Genomic DNA, 4,763 nt, shown 5'->3' on the forward strand with positions numbered 1-4,763 from the left:
CGCTAGGCTTTAAATTTGAACACTTGTCAGCGACGACAAGTATTCCACTGCGGAGTGGTAGTTCAGTTGGTTAGAATACCGGCCTGTCACGCCGGGGGTCGCGGGTTCGAGTCCCGTCCACTCCGCCACTTATTCGATAACCTCGCCTAGTGCGAGGTTTTTTCGAATCTGAAGTAGTAAAAAGTTTTAGGGGTGTAGCTCCAATTGGCAGAGCAGCGGATTCCAAATCCGCGTGTTGGGAGTTCGAATCTCTCCACCCCTGCCATTTTTCCCTTAGGGGATATGAAAAGCCTCAACTTCGGTTGAGGCTTTTTGCCATCTAGCATTATGAAAAATAGAGATTTTCAGGTCTCCTACCTATCAACCCCATCAAAAGCTCATCAGAAGCGTACATAAAGCCTCTCCAAAACACTTCCGGTACATATCCTGAACTTCTAGCTTCAACCTCGTGGTGAGCTATATAGCGATGAATAGCGCTTGCGTGTACCTAGGGTGAATATTGCCAACAAACACCTTTCATAGAAATTCGACGCTGTTATGGTCTATATCCGGTCATTCCAAAATAGTAGCGCTCTTCACTTCAATAACACCTGATACGTTTGTATTGTCCGCACTAAAGTACTGCATGTGTACAGTAAGATTCTCTGGAGTTAAATCAGAGTCTAAATATATTTCGATAGCTCCCAAAAATATTACAACCTTAAACTCCGAACAATCACAATAACCATCACCATTCATACTATCGATTTCAATCTGTTCCTGACTCTTATCATCTAGAGAAATAAAGTCTCCATAATATGCAGCGTAATTAACTGAGGCTTTAGCTTCAAATTGAACATCAACACTATACATATCATCATTGATATATCTGATGTCACCTAACGCTATGTTATGGATTGAAGACACATCGATATACTGTATATCTTCATTGTAGGAGCTTTCCAGCAGTAGGTACTCTGTACCAGAAAGCTCATCACCAGTTAGATAAATATCCTCAATACTTGCTCCTTCGGATAGAAGAAACTTCTCAAGCATCTCTTGTGAATCACCTGAAGCCAATACGTTCTTAATCAGTTCGATCTTCTCTGTTTTCTTGTCAAGCTCTTCGAGAATATCTGTTATGTCTGGAGTGTCTAAAAATTCACGTAAGGTTTTTATAGCGGTAACATTTTCATATTTAGATAACTTTTCATGGAAGTTGCCATCCTTGCAAAGAACTATGACGGGGCCACTGGCGGCTAAGGTAAGAATCCCCTTCGATATCATAGCATCGGGAAAATCGTCTCGGTGTTTCGCTTTCTTAAAGACACCACCGCCTGAAAAATATTCATCAACAATAGAAACGATATCAACAGGTCTAAAAGCGATCTCCTCGATACAGTTATCTTTCATCCAGTCAGAAAAACTGTCATAAATAGGCGACTCAAGCCCCTCTCTTAACTGCTTTAATTGATTACTCATCCCTTCTACATATTGATGGTTGGGATGTGAGTTACTCATTTTCTTGCGAATAGCTTGTAGTGAACTAGATATTTTTTGACAGTGCTCTGATAGGTCAAGGTATTGCTGACTTAGGTATTCTCGCTTAACTATGTTGGGTATATACACCTCTAAAGCGCTTTCTCTAGCCAAGCGAGCGAGCATCGCCATATCACTCTTGTCGATAGCATTTTCACGTAGAATATTAGTATCTAAGACTACTTTAGGCATCTTGCCTTCCCCAGAATGGTTTAATGAATTACGATATTTAAAGTTAATTTTACGTATCTAGCTTACTGGTTTTAAAGCTTTTTTATGTGATCTGTATCGAGTGTCCTAACTATGAAATACCTTGATAGTGGCTCAAATGAACACACGTAAGAGGCTGTGAAATTTTTCAAATATCGTAAGTGGAAAGGATATCTAAGACTTGTCAGTTCTCTGCTCATCGTTAAATCTCACACCTAGTTATAGCAATGTAGGAGTGTTGCCGATGTTTGTTTATTGATGTTGTGGTGATGATTAGAAGTGAGATCACAACGCTAAGCCAATCGAGAATGACGGCAATATACTATTGCTAAAGACTGCTTCTGAGATTTATCCCGAATCCCTTCGACATAAACCGTTACAGTAGTTTCTGTGAACTATGGAGGGCGGCTAAAAGTATCTTTATTGCTAGGTGCTTGCCTTTAGGGTTATTAGAACTTTTGGAACTGAAAACGGGGCTGTTAATGGACTCACTTAAAACCAATCACTTAAATTGTTTGAGGGGAAGGTGTGTAGGGTAGGGGGGGATTCGTGTCATCAATTGAATGTGAGAACTATATACTAGTAGATAAGAAAACAGCTCGGTTAGAGCCGAGCTGTTATAGATATTAGCTAATAATGTTTAGGTTTTTTAACCTAAACTTCATAGCATCTTTAGATGTATCAAATTTAGATGCTAATTCTTCAATAGCTTGTTCTAGTGAAATCTTTTTACTTTGCTTTTTGTAGAGGCTTACAAGCTTAGATACTTCTTTTTTAACAAGCTGTGCAGGCATCAAAAGCTGAGCTGCAAATCTATTTGCACGTTGTTCAATGTAACTATTACTTCCTTCTTTTCGGTTCAATCGTTCGACGAACTCTTCATTGACATTAGTGTCATTCAAGGAAGGAAATATATCGAAAACAAGATGTCCTACTTCATGTGCTTTCGTAAAGCGCATTCTTGTGTCTGCTTCAGTAGGATTTGTCCAGATACGCACGTCTTTGACGTTATTTTCATTGTCACGTTTTACATGAATAAAGCCAGCAGTATTTAGATTAGATAAGTCCAGCTCTTCACTCAGACTTACACCTTCAATACTTGTGATGATCAAGTCAATATCTATTGGAAGCTCGATTGTATCAAGATCACCGTAGACCTTTTCTAGAACGTCTTGCGCTGAAGTGATTTTACTAATTTCAGAAAAGGTGATTTTTTTGTTGACAGTTATCAGCATATTACCCTCCCCTTACTATTATTGTATTATGTCTGACAAGTTACCATTGTCGCAGCAATCCTGCGAATCAGGGCGCTGATTATACAGTTCTTTGTCTTTTATTCTATTGATAATCTGTTGTTCTAAGCCATCTGCGATGGTGTTCAACCTTGTATCCAAGAGTTCTGTTATTTTTGAATCTGTTAAAGATGACTCTACAAGACTCCGTACCAGACCTTCTTTAGTCAAAGTTTCTCGTACATGTGTCAAGGTTTCATCTTTTAAATCGTTAATTTCTCTTTTCTTGTATGCTTTTGCACCTAGGAAGAAAAAGATACCAGCACCGGCCAATATAATACTGAGCCCTGTTAGGTGATTAGCGTAGCTGTTTTGAATAGTTTCGAACATTGATGTGAAATTGTCCACACTTTGTTCCTGCACAGTCGCAACATTTTCTATCTTACTATCGAAACTCGAGGACAACATCACTATTTTGGTTTCAAATAGTTTCTCTTGATTTGAGATTGAGTCATTGATGCTTTTGATATCAGACGAATTAGACTTTAGCGATCCTTCTAGTTCGTCGGTTTTGGTCGAAAGATTATTGATTTCATTGATTAAACACTTGTTGTACGCCACAAGCGAAGGAATGTCATTAGAAGTATATATAGACTTTCTATCAATTAGAAAGTTGAATTCGCTGCAGTTGCTAGACATCTTTATCTCATATGAAATTTTGTTGCTATATTCTCGCGTAGTTAGCCAAATTCTTCAAACGTTTGATACGCTTCATAAGAATACAGATTAGATTTATTACGCTAGGATCTTTGGATTATGGATTATAACGTTAAGTACATTTTCTTCACTGTCGGGGCGGGTATTAACAATGAGACATGTATAGAGAATGGCGAGATTTTGTTAAAGATTGCTTTTGAGGTTTATTCTAGATTCCCTCGATATTAACCCACCTCAACGACTTCCACAGACTACCCCTTCACATTCGAGTATAAGTACCCCTTCAAGCATATATTAATTTTAAGTGACTGATAGAAATAGGAGTATTTTGTCATGACGCTTAATAGAACAATCAACTTGACCAATTCGATAATGAAAACCCTATCTGGTCCCAGTGCTGATTCTCGTTCGAACGATTTGGAGTGGTCTGACGGCGGAGGAGATAACAGTGTAATTGGTTTGAAGGTGCTCGTTGGACGTACTCAAAATCGACGCTTCCACCTACGTTATGTATCACCAGTGAGTCGGAAGAAATCAAGCATCACCATTGCTAGGTGGCCAGATCTCACGGTAGAAGAAGCTAGAGCTAAAGCGCGTAAGCTCAAAGTACAAATCGCTGAGGGTATTGATCCAAAGATTGAACGAGACTCTCGCTCTGTTGTTGTGATGCCTGATGTTTATACTTTCTTCCACGAAACCTATTTACCGTGGGCGAAAACCCGAAAGAAGTCATGGAGAGACGATGAAACACGGTTTTTACGGTGTAAGCCTATCTATAAGATTCCCATGGATAGGCTCTCAGCACACGCTATCATGAAGCTTCAGTCCCACCTCACGACTGAAACCTACAAGGGTAAACCTTACTCTGTTGGAACGAATAATCATGTTATTGCGTTAGTTAAGGTGATTTGCTCACTGTCTTCTAAGGTTCTTGATACCCCCAACCATGCGACCAAGGTTTCTTTGATGCCTGCTAATAATGCTCGGACTCGTTTTCTCGATGTGAACGAGACAGCTCTACTGATAAAGGTTGCTCGTACCTACTACTGTAAAGTGAAAGGGAACCTGTGATCTGCTCCAGTTAGA

4 protein-coding genes and 2 tRNA genes are annotated in these 4,763 nt (G+C 39.4%); 3 read left to right on the forward strand and 3 right to left on the reverse strand.

Translation table 11 applies throughout. The features are described 5' to 3' along the window. The first annotated feature begins 51 nt into the window (after nt 1-51). Together AB4589_RS25185 and AB4589_RS25190 are read left to right on the forward strand one after the other, a co-directional pair. Nucleotides 52-128: transfer RNA gene (locus AB4589_RS25185), tRNA-Asp, on the forward strand. 60 nt (nt 129-188) lie between these two features. Continuing rightward, a tRNA-Trp gene (locus AB4589_RS25190) sits at nt 189-265 on the forward strand. Between the two features lie 287 nt (nt 266-552). Here AB4589_RS25190 and AB4589_RS25195 read toward each other — a convergent pair. The 3 genes from AB4589_RS25195 to AB4589_RS25205 all read right to left on the reverse strand — a co-directional run bounded on the left by AB4589_RS25195 (nt 553) and on the right by AB4589_RS25205 (nt 3,659). After that, entirely contained in the window at nt 553-1,710 is a 1,158-nt protein-coding gene (locus tag AB4589_RS25195; protein ID WP_017084373.1) for a PIN domain-containing protein, read from the reverse strand. Between the two features lie 644 nt (nt 1,711-2,354). Beyond that, nucleotides 2,355-2,963: an ImmA/IrrE family metallo-endopeptidase gene (locus AB4589_RS25200; RefSeq protein ID WP_017084374.1), complete on the reverse strand. Its 609-nt coding sequence runs from the start codon at nt 2,961-2,963 to the stop codon at nt 2,355-2,357. An 18-nt stretch (nt 2,964-2,981) separates the two neighbouring features. Then, complete coding sequence (locus AB4589_RS25205) at nt 2,982-3,659, reverse strand: hypothetical protein (protein ID WP_132970410.1); 678 nt, start codon at nt 3,657-3,659, stop codon at nt 2,982-2,984. 351 nt (nt 3,660-4,010) lie between these two features. Between AB4589_RS25205 and AB4589_RS25210 the strand changes: the two genes are divergently transcribed. Further along, on the forward strand, nt 4,011-4,748 hold the full coding sequence (locus tag AB4589_RS25210) for an Arm DNA-binding domain-containing protein (RefSeq protein ID WP_372101936.1): 738 nt from the start codon (nt 4,011-4,013) through the stop codon (nt 4,746-4,748). Nucleotides 4,749-4,763 lie beyond the last annotated feature (15 nt).

This window comes from Vibrio sp. 10N.222.49.A3 (assembly GCF_041475145.1).
GTDB classification, from domain to species: domain Bacteria; phylum Pseudomonadota; class Gammaproteobacteria; order Enterobacterales; family Vibrionaceae; genus Vibrio; species Vibrio tasmaniensis_A.

Coding starts and splice junctions, on each gene's coding strand:
- AB4589_RS25195 (WP_017084373.1), bottom strand. CDS start 1,710: ATGCCTAAAGTAGTCTTAGATACTAATATTCTACGTGAAAATGCTATC.
- AB4589_RS25200 (WP_017084374.1), bottom strand. CDS start 2,963: ATGCTGATAACTGTCAACAAAAAAATCACCTTTTCTGAAATTAGTAAA.
- AB4589_RS25205 (WP_132970410.1), bottom strand. CDS start 3,659: ATGTCTAGCAACTGCAGCGAATTCAACTTTCTAATTGATAGAAAGTCT.
- AB4589_RS25210 (WP_372101936.1), top strand. CDS start 4,011: ATGACGCTTAATAGAACAATCAACTTGACCAATTCGATAATGAAAACC.